Source organism: Salinarimonas sp., from assembly GCF_040111675.1.
Classification (GTDB): domain Bacteria; phylum Pseudomonadota; class Alphaproteobacteria; order Rhizobiales; family Beijerinckiaceae; genus Salinarimonas.
In genome coordinates this window covers 440682-457875 of record NZ_CP157794.1, presented here as the reverse complement: position 1 = coordinate 457875, position 17194 = coordinate 440682, and the positions used below count along the sequence as shown (strand labels likewise).

Genomic DNA, 17194 nt, shown 5'->3' with positions numbered 1-17194 from the left:
CGGGAGAGGCGCGCTCACGCGGCCCGGACGGCGCCCTCGCTCTCGCGAGGACGCCGGGGGGAGGCCGCGCGGCGCGGGCTCGCTCAGTTGCAGGGCGAGGGGCCGTTCTCGACGCCCTGGCACAGGGCTTCCTTCGAGATCCAGCCCGCGTCGACGACCACGTCCAGGTTCTCCTGGGTGATCGGCATCGGCTCCAGGAACTTGGCCCAGAGCGTCACGCCGCCGGGGGACTGCCACTGCTCGGCGCCCTCGATCTCCGACATCTCGGCGCCGCCCGCGAGCTGCACGGCGATCTCGCCGGCCTCGCGGCCCAGGTCGCGCGCGTCCTTCCAGACGGAGACCGTCTGCGTGCCCTTGGCGATGCGGTTGAGCGCGGCGTGGTCACCGTCCTGGCCCGAAACCGGGACCGTGCCCTCGAGGCCCTGCGCGGTCAGCGCCGCGACGACGCCGCCGGCGGTGCCGTCGTTCGAGGCGACCACCGCGTCGACCTCGTTGTTCTGCGCCGTGAGGATCTGCTCCATGTTGCGCTGGGCGTTGGCGGGGAGCCACTGGTCGGTATAGGCCTCGTCGACGATGACGATGTCGCCGGCGTCGATGGCAGCCTGCAGCACCTCGCCCTGGCCGCCGCGCAGGAAGTCCGCGTTCGGGTCGGTGGGCGAGCCCTTGATCATGACGTAATTGCCCTCGGGCGCCTGCTCCAGCACGGCCCGGGCCTGCATGCGGCCGACCTCGACGTTGTCGAAGGTCAGGTAGAAGGCGCGCGGGTCCTCGATCAGGCGATCGTAGCCGACGACCGGGATGCCCTCGTCGGCGGCGGCCTGCACGGCCGGGCCGATGGCCTGCGCGTCCTGCGCCAGGATGATCAGCGCATCGACGCCCTGGGCGATCAGGCTCTCGATGTCGGAGAGCTGCTTGGCCGAGGACGACTGGGCGTCCGCGGAGATGTACTCGGCGCCGGCGGCCTCGAGCGCGGCCTTGATGGCGGCCTCGTCGGTCTTCCAGCGCTCTTCCTGGAAGTTGGACCAGCTGACCCCGACCCTCAGGTCGTCCTGGGCCTGCGCGGCCGTGGCGAAGCCGGCCGCGGCGATCGCGGCGGCCAGTACGAGTTTGCGCATCGCGTTTCCTCCCAAAGCAGGCGGCCCGTGCGGAGCCGCACCCGGCATTTCGCCGTGACGCGGGGAAGTCTGTCCCGGATAATTTCAGTTGTCAAAATAAAAGTCGCAGGCCATCGTGGGCTCGGGTTCTCGATCTGCACATTTTCATGCCGCAGCGCACAAAATACGGCACTGCGCCGCGAAAACCGAAGTGAAGGTCGCTGTCATTAGTTAGGGATGTGAATTAATGCGGAACTCGGGCGAAGCGATCGTCGCCGCGGCGGCGGAGGAGGAGCGGCAGGGCGTCGGCCCGCTGCTCCAGCCCTTCGCCGAAGCCCTGCGGCCGCTGCGCCAGCAGGTCTTCGAGCGGATCCGCGCCGCCGGGACCCTGCCGCGCGTCCAGATCGCCAAGGATCTCGGCGTCAGCCCCGCATCCGTCTCCGCCATCGCCGCCGAGCTGCTCGAGGCCGGGCTGATCGAGGAGGTCGCCGCCCCGCGCGACGGCGACGCGAGCCGGGGCCGCCCGCCCGTGGCGCTCGGCGTGCGCCCCGGGGCGCGTCACGTGGTCGGCATGAAGCTCTCCGATCGCGAGCACACGGCGGTGGTCGTCGATTTCGCCGGTGGGCGGATCGCCTCCGAAAGCGTCCCCCACCACCCCAGCGAGCGCGATCTCGACGCGCTGCTCGAGGCCGCGGACACCCTGCTCGATCGCGTGACGGACAAGGCCGGCGTCGCCCGCGCCGCCCTGTCGGCCGCCGGCCTCGGCGTGCCGGGCTTCGTCGACGCCGCAGCCGGTCGGGTGCATTGGTCGCCCATCCTGCGCGAGCGTGACGTCGCGCTCGCCGAGGCCGCGCAGGCGCGGCTCGGGCTGCCGGTGCACGTCGACAACGACGCCAACCTCGTGGCGCTGGCCGAGCTCTGGTTCGGCGCCGGGCGCGCCCTCTCCGACTTCGCCGTCGTGACCATCGAGCACGGCGTCGGCATGGGCCTCGTCGTCAACCACCGGCTCTATCGCGGCGCGCGCGGGCTCGGCACGGAGCTCGGCCACACCAAGGTTCATCTCGACGGCGCGCTGTGTCGCTGCGGCCAGCGCGGCTGCCTCGAGGCCTACGTCGCCGACTACGCTCTGGCGCGCGAGGCGACGACGGCGCTCGACTGGACGATGCGCGACGGGCAGCCCATGGGCGTCCTGCTCGAGTCGCTGTTCGACCACGCCAAGGCCGGCAACGGCGCCGCCCGCTCGATCTTCCGCCGCGCCGGGCGCTACCTCGCCATCGGCCTCGCCAACGTGGTCAACCTGTTCGACCCGGACCTGATCATCCTCTCCGGCGAGCGCATGCGCTACGACTACCTCTACGCGGCCGACACGCTGGCCGAGCTCTCCAGCCTCGTCCTCCCGGCGAGCCGTCCGCCCCCGCCCATCGAGGTCCACGCCTGGGGCGACCTGCTCTGGGCCCACGGCGCGGCGGCCCTGGCGCTCTCGGCGGTGACGGAGGGCATGTTGGGGGCGAACGCGGCGAGGGAGGCCGGGTGATGCGACGCACGGCCGCCACCCTCGCGCTCGTTCTCCTCGCCCTCCCCGCCGCCGCCGGGGAGCCGCGCTTCGTCGACCGCGCCGGCGACCTCCCCGCCCCGCACGTCTACGACGGCGCGTGGGAGCATTTCGTCGGCGGCGGCGTCGCGGTGCTCGACTGCAACGCCGACGCCCGGCCCGACCTCTACGTCGCCGGCGGCGCCAACCCGGCGCGGCTTCTCGTCAACGTCACGGAGGCGCCCGGCGCGCCGATCCGCTTCGAGGAGCGCGCCGCGCCGACGCCGACCGGCGTCACCGGCGCCTACCCCCTCGATATCGACGGCGACGGCGCGCTCGACCTCGCCGTGCTGCGGGTCGGGCCGAACCTGCTCCTGAGAGGCGGGCCGGATTGCGGCTTCGCGGACGCGACCGCGCGATGGGGGTTCGAGGCCGGCGATCGCTGGTCCACCGCCTTCTCCGCCACCTGGGAGCCGGGCCGCGCGCGCCCGACGCTCGCCATCGGCAACTACGTCGACCGGGCGGACCCGAAAGGCCCGTTCGAGGCCTGCGACGTCAACGAGCTGCACCGCCCGGCGGGCGACCGATACGGCGCGACCATCCTGCTCGAGCCGGGCTTCTGCGCGCTGTCCATGCTGATCTCCGACTGGAGCCGCGCGGGAAAGCCGGAGCTGCGCGTCTCGAACGACCGGCACTACTACGTCCGCGGCGGCTACGAGCAGATGTGGCGGCTCGAGCCGCTGGAGGAGCGCGTCGCCGCCGACGGCTGGCCGCGGATCTCGCTGTGGGGCATGGGCATCGCCAGCCGCGACGTCACCGGCGACGGCCTGCCGGAGGTGATGCTCACCTCCATGGGCGACCAGCTGATGAAGCTCAACCGCGGCGACGGCTACGAGAACGCGCCCTATTCCATCGGCACCTACGCCCAGCGTCCCTTCCTCGGCGACGACGGCCGGCCCTCCACCGGCTGGCACGCCGAGTTCGGTGACGTCGACAACGACGGGCGCGCCGACCTCTTCATCGCCAAGGGCAACGTCGACCAGATGCCGTCGAACGCCATGAAGGACCCCAACAACCTGCTCATGCAGACGCCGGAGGGGACCTTCGTCGAGCGCGCGGGCGAGGCGGGGATCGCCACGACGGAGCGCGCCCGGGGCGCGGCGCTCGTCGATCTCGACGGCGACGGGCGGCTCGACCTCGTCGTGGTCAATCGCCGCGCGCCTCTGGAGATCTGGCAGAACGCGACGGAGGGGACCGGCGCCTGGCTCGCCGTGACGCCCCGGCAGGCGGGTCCGAACCGCTTCGCGGTGGGGGCTTTCGTCGAGGCGCGCACGGCCCACGGCGTGCAGTCGCAGGAGGTCACCGTGGGCGGCGGCCACGTGAGCGGCCGTGCCGGGCCGCTGCATTTCGGGCTCGGCCCCGCGAAGAGCGCGGAGATCCGCGTGATCTGGCCCGACGGCGCCGCCTCGGCCTGGACCCCGGCCCCGCTCGGGCGACGTCTGGAGGCCTCGCGCGACGACGCCTGGCGCGCGGGCGACCGGCTGCGCCTGCGCTGACGCGCGGGCCGAAATTTATCTTACGTAAGGGAACTGAAAGGAGGACGTGGCATCAGGGGCGTCCGGATCGAACGACGAGGGTGCCGATGGACGGTCTGCAGGACATTCAGACCGAGATGCTGGAGCTGGTGGCGCGCGGGCATCCGGTCCGCGACATCGCGGATCGGCTGTGCCGGCGTGTGGAGGCCTCCGATCCGGCCGTGATCTGCTCCGTCCTGACGGTCGAGGACGGGCGCCTGCGGCCGCTCGCCGGCCCCTCGCTCGCGCCCGCCTACATCGAGGCGATCGACGGCGCGCCGATCGGGCCCGCGGCGGGCTCGTGCGGCACGGCCGCCCATACGGGCGAGGAGGTCGTGGTAACCGACATCGCCTCCGATCCCCTGTGGCGGGACTACAGCCACCACGCCCTCGCCCACGGGCTCCTCGCCTGCTGGTCGCGCCCGATCCTCGCCCGGGACGGGCGCGTGCTCGGCACGTTCGCGCTGTACTATCGCGAGCGGCGCGGCCCCTCGCCGAGCCATCGCGCGGCCATCGAGCGCTGCGTGCAGCTCTGCTCCATCGCCATCGAGCACGACCAGCTCATCGCGCACAATCGCCGCGTCGCCCTGCACGACCGGCTGACCGGCCTTCCGAACCGGACCGCCTTCGAGGAGGATCTCGCCGGGCTCGCGCGGCGCGGCCCCTGCGCCGTCGGGCTCCTGCTCGTCGACGTGGACGGGCTCAAGATCGTCAACGACACCCTCGGCCACGGCGCCGGGGACGCCCTCATCGCCGGCGTGGCCGACGTGCTCTGCGATCTCGGCGACGGCGTGCGGGCCTACCGGATCGGCGGCGACGAGTTCGCCGTCCTGCGCACGCAGGGCGCGAGCGCGCAGGCGCTGCGCAGCGCCGCGTCCGCCGTCTTCACGCGGCTGAGGCGTCTCGGCCGCGACACCGACGCCTTCGGCACCCCTCGGGTCACGATCGGCGGAGCGATCGGGGACGACGTCCACGCGCTGCGCCGCGACGCGGATCTCGCGCTCTACCACGCCAAGGGCCGGCGCCGCGGCAGCTACGTCCTCTTCCGCGAGGGCATGCGCACGGCCATCAGCGCTCGGCTCGAAGCGATCCGCGAGGTCGGCGAGGCGCTCGCGGACGGGCGCATCGTCACCTGGTTCCAGCCGGTCGCGCGTCTCGAGGACGCCCGGATCATCGGCGTGGAGGCGCTGGCGCGGCTGCGCCGGCCCGACGGATCGATCGCCACCGCGGGCGAGTTCCAGGCGGCGCTCGACGACCCCGCCATCGCCGTGGAGCTCACCGACGCGACGCTCCGGAACGTCGCCTCGACCGTCCGGGCCTGGCGCGAGGCCGGCGTTCCGGTGCGCAGCGTCGGCGTGAACGTCACCGCGTTCGATCTCGCGCGCGGCGGTTTCGAGACCCGCCTGGCCCGCGCCTGCGCGCGCCACGACGTGCCGCTCGACGTGATCGTGATCGAGGTCACCGAGAACGTGGTCATGCGCGTCGGAGACCGCACCGTGGCCCGCACCCTCGCCGCCCTGCGCCGGTGCGGCGTGCGCATCGCGCTCGACGATTTCGGCACCGGCTTCGCCTCGCTGACGCACCTGCTGGAGCTTCCCGTCGACATCATCAAGATGGACCGCTCCTTCGTCGCGCAGATGGCCACCGATCCACGGGCGCGGGTGATCGTCGAGACCCTGCACGCCGTGGCGCGCGGCCTCTCGCTGCGGGTCGTCGCGGAAGGCATCGAGACCACGGAGCAGCTGGAGGACCTGCGCGCGCTCGGATGCGAGCACGGCCAGGGCTTCCTGCTCGGGCGTCCGCAGCCGGCGGACCGCGCCGGCGAGCTGATGCGCCGTTTCGGGGCCGACCCCGCGCCGTTGCCCCGCGCGGCCCGCGCGCGCTCGGCCGCCTGAGCCGTCGTCGCCGCGTCTTCTGTGGCGTACGCGCAACAGAGCCCCGATAATCGCGCCCGCTCCGGCGGCCGTCGGACGACCGTGGCCGTTTCGCGTTGCCGCTCGGCGCATCCCCGCTAACGTCGCTGCAAAGGTCGAGCGAATCGGCCGCCGTAGCCGGGGGCGACTTCATGACACACAGCGCGCTGCCGACGCGACCGGGCGTGTCCCGGTCCCTGTTCGTCGCCGTGACCATCGTCGCGGTGCTCGCGCTCGGCGGCTGCGCCTATCTCCAGGCCGAGGTGCAGTCGCTCGAGCAGGAGATCGAGGAGGTGCGCAGCGCCGGCGCCGCCGATCTCGCCGCGCGCGACCAGGAGATCGCCGCGCGCGACCAGGAGATCGCCGCGCTGGAGGCGCGCCTCGCCGAGGCGAGCGCCCGAGCCGCGGTCACCGAGGAGGTCGCCGCGCTCGAAGCCCGCGCCGCCGCCCTGCGCGCGGAGGTCGAGACCCTCGCCGCCCGCCGCGAGGAGCTCGCCGCGGAGGAAGCCGAGATCGCCGAAGCCGTCGAGACCGTGCGCGAGACCCGCGAGGCGCTGGAGAGCGAGCGCGCGGCGGTCGCCGCCGAGCTCGCCGCGCTCGAGGCGCGCGCCCCCGCCCTCGCCGACGAGGCGCAGGCCGCGCGAGAAGCCCTCGCCGCCCGCCGCGCGGAGATCGCCGACGCCGAGAGCGCGCTGGCGACGGCGCAGGCCGACGCCGAGGCCGCCGCCGGCGAGGTCGCGGCGCTGGAGAGCCGCCGCGCGAGCCTAGACGCCGAGATCGCCGCGCTCGACCGCCGCCTCGCCGAGCGGGACGCGCTCGAGGGCGAGATCGGCGCGCTGACCGAGCGGCGCGCCGCGCTCTCCGCGGAGGTCGCCCGGCTCCAGGCCGAGCGCGACGACCTCGATCGACGCATGGCCGCCTCCGCCGACGTCGCCCGCGACCTCAACGCCCTCGAATCCGCCCTCGCCCAGGTCCGCGAGGCGCGCGACGCCACGGCGCGCGAGACCGAGGCGCTGGAAGCGCGCCGCAACGCCCTCGAGGCCCGCCTGTCCGGCGGCGCCGGCGAGCTCGCCGAGCTCGAGACGCGCCTCGCCACCCAGCGCGCGCGCCTCGATCGCATGACCAACCTCGCCCGCCAGGCGCAGGACCAGCTCGTCGACGTGCTGCGCGCGCTGGAGGAGGAGGTCGAGAGCGCCGTCGAGTGAAAGCGCCCTCTTTCCGCTTCCGCCCGCCGCCCCCGTCGCGCTGAAGCGCATCATCTCGTCCACCAACCGGTTTCCACTTGGTGGGATGATGCTCTAGTCATCGACAGCGGCGAACCACGCGAGGAGGCGGCGGACACGGATGGAGAGCCTGGCGGTCTCGAACGTCGCCCTTCTGCTCGGCGCGGCCTTCGTCGTGGCGGGCATCGCGACGAGCCTCGTCGCCTCGCGCTTCGGCGCGCCGTTGCTCTTCCTCTTCCTGTGCCTGGGCATGATCGCCGGCCAGGACGGGCCGGGCGGCATCGTCTTCGACGACTACCGGCTCACCTACATCGTCGGCTCGCTGGCGCTGGCGGTGATCCTGTTCGACGGCGGCCTGCGCACGCGCTTCTCGAGCTTCCGCGGCGTGCTCGCGCCGGCGCTGGCGCTCTCGACGGTGGGCGTCGTGATCACGGCGGGCGTGACCGGCCTCGTCGCCGGCCTGGTGCTCGGGATCGGGCTCGTCGAGGGGCTGCTGGTCGGCGCCATCGTCGCCTCGACGGACGCGGCGGCGGTGTTCTTCCTGATGCGCTCCAAGGGCGTGCAGCTGCGCCGGCGCGTCGCCAACGCCATCGAGATCGAGAGCGCGACCAATGATCCCGTCGCCGTGTTCCTGACCATCGTGCTGGTCGAGCTCGTTCTCGCGCCGCAGACGACGGGCGGGCTGGAGATCGCGCTGATCCTCGGCCAGCAGGCGCTGGTGGGGGCGGCGATCGGCGTCTCGGGCGGGCTCGCGCTCGCCTTCGTCCTCAACCGCGTGAGCCTGCCGCAGGGGCTGCACCCGCTCCTCGTCGTCGCCGCCGCGGTGCTGATCTTCGCCCTCGCCTCGGTGCTGCAGGGCTCGGGCTTCCTCGCCGCCTATCTCGCGGGGCTGATCCTGGGCAATCGCCCGGTGCGCGCCTTCCCGACGATCCTGGCCTTCCACGACGCCACGACCTGGCTCTCGCAGATCGTGATGTTCCTGGTGCTGGGGCTGCTCGTCACCCCCTCGACGCTGGTCGACTACGCCCTGCCGGCGCTGGTCGTCGCGATCTTCCTCATCGTGGTGGGCCGCCCGCTGGCGGTGTGGCTGTGCCTGACGCCCTTCGGCTTCTCGCGGCGCGAGAAGACGTTCGTGTCGTGGGTGGGCCTGCGCGGGGCGGTGTCGATCTTCCTCGCCGCGATCCCGACGCTGGCGGACGTGCCGAACGCGGGCGTGTACTTCAACGTCGCCTTCTTCGTGGTTCTGGTCTCGCTGCTGGTCCAGGGCTGGAGCGTCGCCTGGGCGGCGAACCGGCTGGGGCTCAAGGTCCGCGACGCCCGGCCCGAGATCAAGCGCCTCGAGATCGACCTGCCGGGCCAGCTCGAGCTCGAGCTCGTGGGCTATCCCGTCGCCGAGAACTCGCCGGCGCTGGCCGGCGCGGTCTTCCCGTCCTGGATGCGCACGGTGATGATCGTGCGTCGCGGCGAGGTGCTGACCCCGGAGGCCGCGGGCGAGCTCGAGGCGGGGGACTACGTCTACGTGCTCGCCCCACCCGCGCGCGTGGGGCGGCTCGACCGGCTCTTCGCCCGGCTCGACGGCGCGGCCGCCTTCGGGGTGGGCACCTTCTCCTTCGGCGGCGACGCGGCGATCGAGGACGTGTGCACGCTCTACGGCCTGCACGTGCCGGCCGACCTGAAGGGCCTCACCGTCGCCCAGGGCTTCGCCGAACGCTACGAGGACCGCGTCGACATCGGCGATCGCATCGCCATCGAGCCCGCCTACCTGATGGCCACCGCCGTGCGCGACGACCAGGTCGCCAAGGCGGTGGTGGAATTCGAGGAGGACGCGCGCGAGGCGGCGACGGGGATCGCGGGGCGCGTTGGCGACCGGGTGCGGACGTTCTTCGTCGAGCGGCGGCGGGCGAAGGCCGGGGGGGATGCGGGGGCCGCGGGCGAGGAGGGCGCGCGGGAGGCGCCGGCTGAGTGAGGCGCCCGACCGGTCGCCCGCCCGATCACCCCCTTGCCAATCGCCTGCGCCCCGTGTAAGCACCCGCGTTCATCCCCATCCGCATAACCGGAAGGAGCCGCCATGGCTCGCGTGACCGTCGAAGACTGCATCGACAAGGTCGAGAACCGTTTCGAGCTGGTGCTGCTCGCCAGCCACCGCGCCCGGATGATCTCGTCGGGCGCGCCGCTCACCATCGACCGCGACCGCGACAAGAACCCGGTCGTGGCCCTGCGAGAGGTCGCCGACGAGACCATCCGTCCCGACGACCTGCGCGAGCAGCTGATCCATTCGATGCAGAAGTACGTCGAGGTCGACGAGCCCGAGGCCGAGGCCGTGCCGATGATCGGCGCCCCGGCCGCCGAGGGCGCCGGCGGCGAGGACGGCGAGATCCAGTTCGACCGCATGTCGGAGGAGGACCTCCTGCGCGGCCTCGAGGGCCTGCAGCCGCCGGCGCAGACGGACGACGACGAGGGCTGAGGGCGCGAGAGAGCGTCTTCGCTCGACGGGAATCGAAGAAGCCCGGCCGCGAGGCCGGGCTTCTCGCGTTTCGGAACCGCCGCCCCTCCCCTCACGCCGCGCGCGAGCGGGCGGCGTCGAGGTCGCGCAGGTCGGTGGCGAGCGCCAGGATCTTGTCGCCGTCGAGCTTCTTCGGGTCGATCGGGCCGGAGATGCCGTGGCGAAGATAGACCTCCTCGTGGTCGACGGAGCGGATGGCGGAGCCCATCTCCCAGTTGGAGAAGACGCGCATCTTCGCGGGGCGGCGCTCGACCACCGTGACGTCGCCGTGCCGCCTGTCGCCGATGATGCGGGCGTAGGTCTCCTCGACGTCCTTCTCCTCGCCCTCCAGGATCTGCAGGAAATAGGCCTTGTCGAAGATCAGGTAGCCGGTCACCCCGGCCTCGCCGTTCTTGCGCCGGGCGATCTCGAGGATCTCCCGCAAGTTCGCGAGCTGGCCGCGATCGTCGGCGTGAAGCGTGTTCTTGCTATGGTAGATCAGCTGAACGAGCGCCATATTCTATCTCCTTGGTTGCGAGGCGGTTGTACCCTTCGGGAATTAACGGCTCGTTAGAGTGGAACTTGGCGAAACGCCAAGGCCGTCTGGGCGGCTTCCTGAGCGGAATCCGACGAATTCAGGATTTGTTGACGACGACGCCGCACGGCGGCCCGGCCGGCGCCGCACCCTGCTGAATTCCCCCCGCGCATCCCGCCTTTTCGCCGCACGGCCCTGTTCAGACGCCGCGAAAACCCTCAAATTGGGAGGAGAGCGCGAAACGTCCGCGCATGGAGGTCCCTCACGCGCATGATGCGTCAATACGAGCTCGTGGAGCGGGTGAAGCGCTACAATCCCGCCACCGACGAGGCCCTTCTCAACCGCGCCTACATCTACGCCATGCGTGCGCACGGCACGCAGACGCGCGCCTCGGGCGACCCGTTCTTCGCGCATCCGCTCGAGGTCGCCGCCATCCTCACCGACCTGAAGCTCGACGACGCGACCATCGTCGCCGCCGTGCTGCACGACACCGTGGAGGACACCGAGGCGACGCTCGACGAGATCAACCGCAGCTTCAACCCGGAGATCGGCGCCCTCGTCGACGGGCTGACCAAGCTCAAGCGGCTCGACCTCGTCTCCAAGCGCGCCGCCCAGGGCGAGAATTTCCGGAAGCTGCTGCTCGCCATCGCGCAGGACATCCGCGTGCTGCTGGTCAAGCTCGCGGACCGGCTGCACAACATGCGCACGCTGCACTTCATGCCGGCGGAGAAGCGCGCGCGCATCGCCGAGGAGACGCTCGACATCTACGCGCCGCTCGCGGGGCGCATGGGCATGCAGGAGATGCGCGAGGAACTCGAGGACCTCGCCTTCCGGCACATCCGCCCGGACGCCTACGAGACCATCACCAAGCGCCTCGTCGACCTCTCGGCGCGCAACGAGCGCCTCGTCGAGGAGATCGAGCGCGACCTCGCAGAGCGCCTCGCCGCGCGCGGGGTCGCGGCCGCGGTGAAGGGGCGGCGCAAGCGCGCCTATTCCATCTGGAAGAAGATGGAGCGCAAGTCGGTGGCCTTCGAGCAGCTCTCCGACATCTTCGGCTTCCGGATCCTGGTGGGCGACGTCGGCGCCTGCTACGCCGCGCTCGGGCTGGTGCACTCCACCTGGCCGATGGTGCCCGGGCGCTTCAAGGACTACATCTCGACGCCCAAGCAGAACGACTACCGCTCGATCCACACCACGGTCGTCGGCCCCGGCCACCAGCGCGTGGAGCTGCAGATCCGCACCCGCTCCATGGACGAGATCGCCGAGCTCGGCATCGCCGCGCACGCGCTCTACAAGGACACGGGCGAGAGCTCGCGGCGCGTCACCGAGAGCCGCGCCTATCAGTGGCTGCGGCGCACCATCGACCTCCTGGCGGAGGGCGACAACCCGGAGGACTTCCTCGAGCACACCAAGCTCGAGCTGTTCCACGACCAGGTGTTCTGCTTCACGCCCAAGGGCCGGCTCATCGCGCTGCCGCGCGGGGCGACGCCGATCGACTTCGCCTACGCGGTGCATACGGATGTCGGCAACACGGCGGTGGGCGCCAAGATCAACGGACGCATGGCCCCGCTCCTGACCGAGCTCGCCAACGGCGACGAGGTCGAGATCGTGCGCGCGGGCGGCAACCAGGTGCCGCCCGCGGCCTGGGAGAGCCTCGTCGTCACCGGCAAGGCCCGCGCCGCCATCCGCCGCGCCACCCGCACCGCCGTGCGCAAGCAATATGCCGGGCTCGGCATGCAGATCCTGGAGCGCGCCTTCGAGCGCGCCGGAAAGGCCTTCTCCGAGGAGAAGCTCAGGGCCGCCCTCCCCCGTCTCGCCCGCACCTCGGTGGACGACGTGCTCGCCGCGGTGGGTCGCGGCGAGATGTTCTCGGGCGACGTGGTGCGCGCGGTCTATGCCGACTTCAAGGACGTCGGCCGCCTCACCAGCGGCCTCGCGGCGAACGGCGCGGGCTGGGTCGCGCTCGGCGCCGACCCGTTGAAGATGAAGCTCCCGGACGGCTCGGACGACAAGACCGCCATCCCCATCCGCGGGCTCAACGCCGATCTGCCGGTGCGCTTCGCGCCCGAATCGGGCGCGGTGCCGGGGGACCGCATCGTCGGCATCATCACGCCGGGCGAGGGCGTGACCATCTACCCGATCCAGTCCCAGGCGCTCGCCGCCTACGAGAACGCGCCGGAGGCCTGGGTCGACGTGCGCTGGGACGTGGAGGCCATCGCGACGAAGCGCTTTCCCGCCAAGGTGAAGCTCGAGGCCATCAACGAGCCGGGCTCGCTCGCGCAGATCGCGCAGGTGGTGGCCGACCACGACGGCAACATCGAGAACATCCACATGCAGCGCCGCACGCCGGACTTCACCGAGATGGCGATCGACGTCTCGGTGTGGGACCTGAAGCACCTCAACGGCATCATCGCGGAATTGCGGGCGAAGCGGGTGATCTCGAAGGTCGAGCGGGTGACGGGGTGATGGCACGCGCGAGAGCACGATGAGCGACGTCTGGTTCTACCATCTGCAGAACGCGAGCCTCGCCGAGACGCTGCCGAAGCTCGTCGCCAAGGCCCGCGCGGCCGGCTGGCGCGTCGCCGTGCGCGCCGCGAGCGAGGAGCGCCGCGACGCCCTCGACGACCTCTTGTGGACCTACGAGGAGGACGGCTTCCTCCCCCACGTGACCGACGCCGACCCCGACGCCGCGGAGGAGGCGGTGGTGATCCAGGCGGGCGAGGCCGACCTCAACGCCCCCGACGCCGTCCTCCTCGTCGACAACGCCCCGCTCCCCCCCGATCTCGCGCGCTACACCCGCGTCATCCTGATCTTCGACGGCAACGACGCGGAGGCCACCGCCGCGGCCCGCGAGCGCTGGAAGGCGGTGAAGTCCGCGGGGCACCAGGCGTCCTACTGGGCGCAGGACGAGGGGGGGCGCTGGGTGAAGAAGGGGTGAGCCCCGACGCGAGGCTCACCGCGGCGGCAGCGCCATGACTCGCCGGCCCGGCCGTGCGCCGGGCTCGCCCGTCTCGACGAAGCCGAGGGCGCGCAGCAGCCGGGCGGAGGCGTGATTGTCCGGGTGCACCTCGGCGAGGATGGCGGCCTCGGGCGCGAGCGCCCGCAGGCGGGCGATCAGGCCGCTTGCCGCCTCGCGGGCATGGCCGCGCCCCCGCGCATCGGCGCCGAGCCAGTAGCCGATCTCGACCACCGGCGCGCCGCCCCGCGAGGGGTGCGCGTGCGCGCCGATCACGCCGACCAGCGTTCCCTCATGAAAGATGCCGAGGAAGCGCTCGCATGCGTCCGGCGCATTGCGCGCCACGAGCGCCCGCGCGTCGTCCTCGCCGAAGGGAAACGGCAGGAACGAGATCGCCGGGGCGACCGCGGGATGGTTGGTGAGCGCCGCCAGGGCCGGCGCGTCCGCGGGAGCGAGCGGGCGCAGGACGAGACGCTCGGTGTCGCAGGCGAGGGCGGACCAGAGGCTCCCGGGAAGGTCGCTCACAACTCCAGCCGCGCCGTTACCGGGGCGTGGTCGGAGGGCCGCTCCCAGCCCCGCGCGGCCTCGAGGATCGCGACCTCGCGGCAGGTCCCCATCAGGTCCGGCGACAGCCAGACGTGGTCGAGGCGTCGGCCCTTGTTCGCCTTCGCCCAGTCCGGCGAGCGGTAGCTCCACCAGGTGTAGATCTTCTCCGGCTCGGGCGTCAGCACCCGCGCCGCGTCGGCCCATCCGGCCTCTTGGCGCAGGGTCTCCAGCGCCTCGGTCTCGACGGGCGTATGCGAGACCACGTCGAGGAGCTGCTTGTGGCTCCACACGTCGTGCTCGAGGGGCGCGACGTTGAGGTCGCCGACCAGGATCGCCGGGGCCGCAGCGGGCCGATCGCGCCCGCCCCAGGCCCGCATCTCCTCGAGGAAGGCGAGCTTGTGCGCGAACTTGTCGTTCACCGCCGGGTCGGGCACGTCGCCGCCGGCCGGGACGTAGAAATTGTGGATCACGAACCCGGCCGCCGCGCCCGCCTCGCGCCCGAGCGTCACGGCGATGTGGCGCGCGTCGCCCTTGCCGCAGAAGCTCATCGAGCGCGTCGTCTCGATCGGCAGGCGCGAGACCACCGCGACGCCGTGATAGCCCTTCTGGCCGAGGAACTGGATGTGCGGGTAGCCGGCCTTGCGCAGCTCGGAGGACGGGAACTTGTCGTCCGGGCACTTGGTCTCCTGCAGGCACAGGACGTCGGGCCCGTGCTCGGCGAGGAAGCGCAGCACCAGAGGCAGGCGCAGGCGCACGGAATTGATGTTCCAGGAGGTGATCGTCAGTCGCACGGGCGGCTCCTTCTCGCCTCCCCCGTACGACGACCGCCCCGGTGGAGGGAAGCGGGACCGTGCGCCGCGGCCCGCCTTGTCAACAGCCGAGGCTCACGCCGCGCAAGTCACGCCGCTCGAGTCACGCCGCCCCTGCGCGCAGCAGGTCGAGCACGTGCACGAGGCCGATCGGCCGCCCCTCCGCCACGACCACGAGGGCGGAGACCTTGCGCGTCTCGACGAGCTCCAGCGCCTCGCCGAGCAGCATGTCCGGGCCGATGGCGAGGGGGCGCTTCGTCATCACCTCCTCCACCGTGCGGGAGAGGAGGTCGTTCGCCATGTGCCGGCGCACGTCGCCGTCGGTGACGATGCCGGCGAGGCGCCCGTCGGCGTCCACCACGATGGTGCAGCCGAAGCTCTTCTCGCTCTGGATCCGCAGCGCCTCGCTCATCGGCGTGCCGACGGGGGCGAGCGGCAGGCGCTCGCCGACATGCATCACGTCCTTGGCCGTCTTGAGCAGCGCGCCGAGCTTGCCGCCGGGGTGGTAGAGCCGGAAATCCTGCGCCGTGAAGCCGCGCGCCTCGAGCAAGGCCACGGCCAGCGCGTCGCCGAGCGCGAGCTGCATCGTCGTCGAGGTCGTCGGCGCGAGCCCGTTCGGGCAGGCCTCCTTCGCCTTCGGCAGCGTCAGGCAGACGTCGGCGGCGCGCCCGAGCGTCGAATCGGCGCTCGAGGTGAAGGCGACGAGCGCGACGCCGTGCCGCTTGGCGTAGGCGATGAGATCGGAGAGCTCCCCCGTCTCCCCCGACCAGGACAGCGCGAGGATCGCGTCCTCGCGCATGATCATGCCGAGATCGCCGTGGCTCGCCTCGCCGGGATGGACGAAATGAGCGGGCGTGCCGGTCGAGGCGAGGGTCGCCGCGATCTTGCGCCCGACATGGCCGGACTTGCCCATGCCGGTGACGATGACGCGCCCGCCGAGATCCTTGAGCGTCGCCACCGCCGCCGCGAAGGGCGCGCCCAGCCCGTCGCAGAGCGCCTCCTCCAGCGCGGCGAGGCCGCCGCGCTCGGTGGCCACCGTGCGCAGGGCGGAGGCGAGCACCGCGTCGGCGCTGGCGGGGTCGAGATCGAGGGGAAGGGGCTGTGGGGTCATGTCGGCTGTGCTTTGGGCGCGCGAGTCGCGGCGCGAACGGCGCCTCTCTAGCACGGGCGCGGGGCGGAGGCGACCTTTCCGGACCTCGGCCCCTCACCCTCGGGCGAGGGCCTCCGTCACCTCCTGCGCCGTGACGATGGTCGCGAATTCGCCCGAGAGGTTGGCGAGGGTCACCGCGTGGATGGTCTCGGCCGGGATCGTCTCGCCGTCGAGGCCGGGATGGTCGAACGTCCAGGTGGCGTCGCGCACGAAGACGGTGCGAAAGCCGAGATTGCCGGCCATCCGCGCCGTGGTCTCGCAGCAATGGTTCGTCGTCGCGCCGACGATCGCCACCGTGTCGATGCCGCCCGCCCGCAGGCGCGCCTCGAGATCGGTGCCGATGAAGGCGCTGTTGACGTGCTTCACCAGGACGGGCTCGCCCTCCCGTTCCCGCGCGAGCGCGAGGGCGGCGTAGCCCGGCCGGTCCGGACGCAGGCGCGAGCCGGGCCTGGTCGAGGCGTGGCGGATGTGGATCACGGCCGCGCCCGCCGCGCGGAAGGCCTCGAGCAGCGTGGCGATCCGCGCCTCCGCGCCGGGATTGTCGCGGCGCTCGCCGGCGGCCTCGCGCTCCGCGAAGGCCTCCTGCACGTCGACGAGGATCAGGGCGGTGCGGGCGGGCTCCAGCGGGCTCATTGGCGATTCTCCGGGGACGACGCCTCGCGCTAGAGCCTCCGCGCCCCGCCGGCAAGCGTCTCGCTCACCAGAAGCGCGTGCCCGGCGCCCCCTTGAACGGCCCGACCACCGTCGAGGTGATCCAGCCGCCGTAGAAGCCGCCCTCCTGCGGGGTCACCCGCTCGCCGTCGACGAAGCAGGCCTCCATCGCCGCCGGGTAGAAGGTCACGTAGCCCGCCATCGGCCCGAACGCGGGCGTCGGGCTCGGATAGCACCAGGCGGCCCGCCGGGCGCGGGCCTCGCCCGCCACCACGTCGAAATAGGCGGCCTGCCCCTTCCATTCGCACAGCGAGCGCTCGCCGGTGGGCGCGAGCGCGGCGGCGTCGACATCCTCCGGAGGGAAGTAATAGGATGGCGGATGCGAGGTCTCCAGCACGCGATAGCCGCGCGTCGTGCGCGCGATCGTGCGCCCGCCGAAGACGACCTCGAGGCGCGCGGGCGTCGGCTCGCAGATCGCCGGGCGCGGATAGTCCCAGACGCTCTCCTGCCCCGGTCCCGGAGGTATCGGCTCGGGCCTGAACATGACCATGCTCCCTCGGTTCTATCCTTTGATGAAGTCTCGAACGGGTTCCCGCGTATCCGCGAGTCCGTCCGGGTGCGTCTTTGCCTGTTGTTCGGACATCGGTAACCCTGCTCCATGCCTCCAGAAAGAACAGGAGGCGACACCATGGGTTTTCTTCCGTCGACCGCGGTCCGGGCCAGCCTTCCT

The 17194-nt window shown here is 72.3% G+C and carries 15 protein-coding genes; 8 read left to right on the top strand and 7 right to left on the bottom strand.

The window, feature by feature from the left end; translation table 11 throughout:
• Positions 1-83: 83 nt before the first annotated feature.
• Positions 84-1115, bottom strand: coding sequence for a D-xylose ABC transporter substrate-binding protein (gene xylF / locus ABL310_RS02105; RefSeq protein ID WP_349370067.1), 1032 nt, complete (start codon positions 1113-1115; stop codon positions 84-86).
• 226 nt (positions 1116-1341) lie between these two features.
• Between xylF and ABL310_RS02100 the strand changes: the two genes are divergently transcribed.
• The 6 genes from ABL310_RS02100 (at position 1342) to rpoZ (ending at position 9799) form a co-directional block, all read left to right on the top strand.
• The gene (locus ABL310_RS02100) at positions 1342-2628 is read left to right on the top strand and encodes an ROK family transcriptional regulator (protein WP_349370066.1); all 1287 of its coding nucleotides are present in this window, start codon (positions 1342-1344) and stop codon (positions 2626-2628) included.
• Positions 2628-4181 carry a CRTAC1 family protein gene (locus ABL310_RS02095; protein WP_349370065.1) on the top strand — a complete coding sequence of 518 codons (1554 nt, stop codon included), beginning with the start codon at positions 2628-2630 and terminating at the stop codon, positions 4179-4181. The genes ABL310_RS02100 and ABL310_RS02095 overlap by 1 nt, the downstream gene beginning before the upstream one ends.
• Positions 4182-4267: 86 nt before the next feature.
• Positions 4268-6094: a GGDEF domain-containing protein gene (locus ABL310_RS02090; RefSeq protein ID WP_349370064.1), complete on the top strand. Its 1827-nt coding sequence runs from the start codon at positions 4268-4270 to the stop codon at positions 6092-6094.
• Between the two features lie 203 nt (positions 6095-6297).
• The gene (locus ABL310_RS02085) at positions 6298-7317 is read left to right on the top strand and encodes a hypothetical protein (RefSeq protein ID WP_349370063.1); all 1020 of its coding nucleotides are present in this window, start codon (positions 6298-6300) and stop codon (positions 7315-7317) included.
• Between the two features lie 139 nt (positions 7318-7456).
• Positions 7457-9301 carry a potassium/proton antiporter gene (locus tag ABL310_RS02080; protein ID WP_349370062.1) on the top strand — a complete coding sequence of 615 codons (1845 nt, stop codon included), beginning with the start codon at positions 7457-7459 and terminating at the stop codon, positions 9299-9301.
• 102 nt (positions 9302-9403) lie between these two features.
• Entirely contained in the window at positions 9404-9799 is a 396-nt protein-coding gene (gene rpoZ / locus ABL310_RS02075) for a DNA-directed RNA polymerase subunit omega (protein ID WP_349370061.1), read from the top strand.
• Positions 9800-9890: 91 nt separating this feature from the next.
• Here rpoZ and ABL310_RS02070 read toward each other — a convergent pair whose 3' ends face one another.
• A complete protein-coding gene (locus tag ABL310_RS02070) occupies positions 9891-10334 on the bottom strand; it encodes a BLUF domain-containing protein (RefSeq protein ID WP_349370060.1) in 444 nt (147 codons plus the stop codon).
• A 288-nt stretch (positions 10335-10622) separates the two neighbouring features.
• On the opposite strand from ABL310_RS02070, the gene ABL310_RS02065 reads away from it, so the two are divergent.
• Both ABL310_RS02065 and ABL310_RS02060 read left to right on the top strand, forming a co-directional pair.
• A complete protein-coding gene (locus ABL310_RS02065) occupies positions 10623-12818 on the top strand; it encodes a bifunctional (p)ppGpp synthetase/guanosine-3',5'-bis(diphosphate) 3'-pyrophosphohydrolase (RefSeq protein ID WP_349370059.1) in 2196 nt (731 codons plus the stop codon).
• Positions 12819-12837: 19 nt separating this feature from the next.
• Positions 12838-13290 (top strand): DNA polymerase III subunit chi, encoded by a 453-nt coding sequence (locus ABL310_RS02060; protein WP_349370058.1) that lies wholly within the window; start codon positions 12838-12840, stop codon positions 13288-13290.
• A gap of 15 nt (positions 13291-13305) precedes the next feature.
• Here ABL310_RS02060 and ABL310_RS02055 read toward each other — a convergent pair whose 3' ends face one another.
• From ABL310_RS02055 to ABL310_RS02035, 5 genes are all read right to left on the bottom strand, one after another.
• The gene (locus ABL310_RS02055) at positions 13306-13833 is read right to left on the bottom strand and encodes a GNAT family N-acetyltransferase (RefSeq protein ID WP_349370057.1); all 528 of its coding nucleotides are present in this window, start codon (positions 13831-13833) and stop codon (positions 13306-13308) included.
• Positions 13830-14645 (bottom strand): exodeoxyribonuclease III, encoded by an 816-nt coding sequence (xth, locus tag ABL310_RS02050; protein ID WP_349370056.1) that lies wholly within the window; start codon positions 14643-14645, stop codon positions 13830-13832. The genes ABL310_RS02055 and xth overlap by 4 nt, the downstream gene beginning before the upstream one ends.
• A 121-nt stretch (positions 14646-14766) precedes the next feature.
• Positions 14767-15774, bottom strand: a complete 1008-nt coding sequence (locus ABL310_RS02045; RefSeq protein ID WP_349370055.1) for a KpsF/GutQ family sugar-phosphate isomerase — start codon at positions 15772-15774, stop codon at positions 14767-14769.
• A 93-nt stretch (positions 15775-15867) separates the two neighbouring features.
• On the bottom strand, positions 15868-16446 hold the full coding sequence (locus ABL310_RS02040) for a cysteine hydrolase family protein (RefSeq protein ID WP_349370054.1): 579 nt from the start codon (positions 16444-16446) through the stop codon (positions 15868-15870).
• A 64-nt stretch (positions 16447-16510) separates the two neighbouring features.
• A complete protein-coding gene (locus tag ABL310_RS02035) occupies positions 16511-17008 on the bottom strand; it encodes a DUF427 domain-containing protein (RefSeq protein WP_374730361.1) in 498 nt (165 codons plus the stop codon).
• Positions 17009-17194: the final 186 nt, after the last annotated feature.

Excerpts from the sequence above, each read along its gene's own strand:
- xylF (WP_349370067.1), bottom strand. The coding sequence starts at position 1,115 with ATGCGCAAACTCGTACTGGCCGCCGCGATCGCCGCGGCCGGCTTCGCC.
- ABL310_RS02040 (WP_349370054.1), bottom strand. The coding sequence starts at position 16,446 with ATGAGCCCGCTGGAGCCCGCCCGCACCGCCCTGATCCTCGTCGACGTG.
- ABL310_RS02100 (WP_349370066.1), top strand. The coding sequence starts at position 1,342 with ATGCGGAACTCGGGCGAAGCGATCGTCGCCGCGGCGGCGGAGGAGGAG.
- ABL310_RS02045 (WP_349370055.1), bottom strand. The coding sequence starts at position 15,774 with ATGACCCCACAGCCCCTTCCCCTCGATCTCGACCCCGCCAGCGCCGAC.
- ABL310_RS02060 (WP_349370058.1), top strand. The coding sequence starts at position 12,838 with ATGAGCGACGTCTGGTTCTACCATCTGCAGAACGCGAGCCTCGCCGAG.
- ABL310_RS02090 (WP_349370064.1), top strand. The coding sequence starts at position 4,268 with ATGGACGGTCTGCAGGACATTCAGACCGAGATGCTGGAGCTGGTGGCG.
- rpoZ (WP_349370061.1), top strand. The coding sequence starts at position 9,404 with ATGGCTCGCGTGACCGTCGAAGACTGCATCGACAAGGTCGAGAACCGT.
- ABL310_RS02035 (WP_374730361.1), bottom strand. The coding sequence starts at position 17,008 with ATGTTCAGGCCCGAGCCGATACCTCCGGGACCGGGGCAGGAGAGCGTC.
- ABL310_RS02095 (WP_349370065.1), top strand. The coding sequence starts at position 2,628 with ATGCGACGCACGGCCGCCACCCTCGCGCTCGTTCTCCTCGCCCTCCCC.
- ABL310_RS02080 (WP_349370062.1), top strand. The coding sequence starts at position 7,457 with ATGGAGAGCCTGGCGGTCTCGAACGTCGCCCTTCTGCTCGGCGCGGCC.
- ABL310_RS02070 (WP_349370060.1), bottom strand. The coding sequence starts at position 10,334 with ATGGCGCTCGTTCAGCTGATCTACCATAGCAAGAACACGCTTCACGCC.
- ABL310_RS02065 (WP_349370059.1), top strand. The coding sequence starts at position 10,623 with ATGATGCGTCAATACGAGCTCGTGGAGCGGGTGAAGCGCTACAATCCC.